General features: G+C 61.1%; 1 protein-coding gene. It reads left to right on the top strand.

Annotated elements, in window-relative coordinates; translation table 11 throughout:
• Positions 1-12: 12 nt before the first annotated feature.
• A partial coding sequence (locus tag EN994_RS29360; protein ID WP_245466117.1) for a TonB-dependent siderophore receptor occupies positions 13-1903 on the top strand: 1891 nt, incomplete at its 3' end.

The following is a 1903-nucleotide window of genomic DNA, read 5'->3' as shown; positions in this document are numbered from 1 at the left end:
CAGGCAAGGCGATTGATTGCGAGCAGTGCCTTGATAGCGGCATCTTTTGGAATGGTGGGGACCGGCCGGGCCCAGGACGTTTCGCCGGACGATGCAACTCAACTGGAAACGATCGTCGTCACCGGCAAGTCGGACCGCGTTGGCGGGCCCGATCAAACGATCGTCGCCAAGGATACGGCGACCGCCACCAAGACCGATACGCCGATCGTCGACGTTCCCGCCTCGGTTTCAGTTGTAACCCAAAAGGAACTGGAGGCGCGCCATGTCGAAAGCCTCCAGCAGGCCGTGGCCTACACATCCAGCGTCCTCACCGACGAGTTCGGCAACGATGACCGATACGACTATATTCGCATCCGCGGTTTCGACCAGACATCGCTCGGTACCTATCGCGACGGCTTGACGGCGCGCATCCCAGCCTGGTTCACGGCCAGCCGTCTCGAACCTTACGGACTTCAGCGCGTGGAGGTCCTAAAGGGATCGACATCGACGCTTTTTGGTCTCAACGGCCCTGGCGGATTGGTGAACGCCATTACCAAGCGGCCGCTGGACCAGAAGCAGGGGGAGATTTACACGTCCTATGGCGACGGCACCAAGGAGATTGGCGTTGATTTTGGCGGGCCGATCGACCCCGATGGCGTGTGGACCTATCGGCTTACCGGGCTGGCCAAGGATGGCGATCAAGGATGGGATTATTCCAACGACGACCGGCTTTACATCGCACCCGCGTTGACCATCAAGCCCGAGGAAGGAACCTCGCTCACCATCCTGACTGACTATTACAAGCGAGATGGCACAGGCGCACGCGGCACCCCCGCCGGCGCCAATATCGACATCGGCACCTTCCTGGGCGAGCCGGATTTCAACCGCTTCAACACCGAGCAGGTCGATATCGGCTACCAGTTCGAACATGAATTCAACGAGAATCTCACCTTCCGCTCCAATGCCCGCTACACGCATTTGAGCCTCGACTACGCCGAGGTCTACGGCGCGTCGCTTGACCCCACGGCGGACCGCACGGCATTTTCCGTCGGCGGCCTGTCCAACCGCTATGCCTTCGACAATCAGTTGCAATACGATACGGGCTGGGACCGGGTCGCCAGCAAGACGCTTGTCGGCGTCGACTACGCCAACGACAACACCCGCGAAAACATCCTCTTCGGCACTGCCGGCCCCATCGACATCGACAACCCGACCTATTGCGGTCTGTCCTGCATCAACCTCGGCCCCTATGTGAACTGGCGGGTCAAGCAGCAGGCGGTCGGTGTCTATGCCCAGGAGCAATTGACGTTTGACGACCGCTGGATCGTCACCCTGGGCGGGCGCTGGGACCGCGTGCAGACGACAGCTGATTATCTCGACCTGGGAACGCAGGACGACGACACCGCATCGGCCTTCACCAAGCGCGCCGGCCTGACCTACAAATTCACGCCGAACCTCGCGGTCTACGCCAACTATTCGGAAAGCTTCCAGCCGCTCGTGTCGCCAAGCGCCAACGGGTATGCGGTCTCGGGCTCGTTGAAGCCTCAGGAGGGCAAACAGTATGAGGCAGGCATCAAGTACAAGCCCGACGGCTTCGACGGCCTGTTCACAGCCGCGGTCTTCGACCTTACCCAAACCAATGTTCCGACCTATGTCACGCCTGTTGTCCAGCAGCAGATCGGCAAGGTTGGCGTCCGCGGCATCGAACTCGAGGGCAAGGCCGCCATCGCGGAAAACTTGAACCTGACGCTTGCCTATTCCTACTGGGATGCCGAGATCCTGGAAGACGGCATTGGCGGGAATGCCGGCAATCGGCCGCAGCGCGTTCCTCGCCACCTGGCGTCAGCCTGGGTCGACTACACGCTTCCCGAGGAAGGACCGCGTGGCGACCTGACCATCGGCGGTGGCCTGCGCTATATCGGAC

Source organism: Mesorhizobium sp. M7A.F.Ca.CA.002.09.1.1, assembly GCF_003998555.1.
Lineage (GTDB): Bacteria > Pseudomonadota > Alphaproteobacteria > Rhizobiales > Rhizobiaceae > Mesorhizobium > Mesorhizobium ciceri.
The sequence above is the reverse complement of the archived record's forward strand: the minus strand, read 5'-3'. Positions and strand labels throughout refer to the sequence as shown.